1 pseudogene is annotated in these 910 nt (G+C 65.8%); it reads right to left on the reverse strand.

The window, feature by feature from the left end:
* A pseudogene (locus tag EOD07_RS35905) lies at positions 1-906 on the reverse strand (efflux RND transporter permease subunit); the annotation flags it as partial.
* Positions 907-910: the final 4 nt, after the last annotated feature.

Below are 910 nucleotides of genomic sequence, written 5' to 3' on the forward strand. Positions count from 1 at the left end.
GTTCTCGATCATGACGATGGCGTCGTCGATGACGAAGCCGGACGCGATTGTGAGCGCCATCAAGGACAGATTGTCGAGGCTGAAGCTCCACAGATACATGACCGCGAAGGTGCCGACGAGCGACAGCGGCACCGACAGGCTCGGGATGATCGTCGCAGGGATGTTGCGCAGGAACAGGAAGGTGACGAGCACGACCAGAAGCGCGGCCATCGCCAGCTCGAACTCGACGTCATCGACCGAGGCGCGAATGGTGGTGGTGCGGTCGGTCAGCGGCTCGACGTCGAGCGCAGCCGGCAGGCCGGCGCGCAGTTGCGGCAGCAGCGCCTTCACGCCGTCGACGACGCGGATGACGTTGGCGCCCGGCTGGCGCTGGATGTTGAGGATGATCGCCGGCGTGCGGTTTTCCCAGGCGCCCAGCCTGGAGTTCTCCGGCCCTTCGACGATGTCCGCCACCTCGCCCAGCCTGACCGGCGCGCCGTTGCGATAGGCGATGACCATGTCGGCATAGGTCTTGGGATCGGCGACCTGGTCGTTGGCGTTGATGGTGTAGGAGCGCGCCGGCCCGTCGAAGCTGCCCTTCGGCGTGTTGACGTTGAGCGTGCCGATCGTGGTGCGCAGATCGTCGATGTTGAGGCCCATGGCGGCCAGCGCCTTGAGCTTCACCTGCACGCGCACGGCCGGCCGCTCGCCGCCACTGATCGAGACCAGGCCGACGCCGGGAAGCTGCGATATCTTCTGCGCCAGCCGTGTCTCGGCATAATTCTCGACTTGTGTCAGCGGCAGCGTCTTGGAGGTGATCGCCAAGGTCAGGATCGGCGCATCGGCCGGATTGACCTTAGCGTAGATCGGCGGCGCCGGCAGGTCGGCCGGCAGAAGATTGCCCGATGCGTTGATCGCCGCCTGCACCTAC

Source organism: Mesorhizobium sp. M2C.T.Ca.TU.002.02.1.1 (assembly GCF_003997225.1).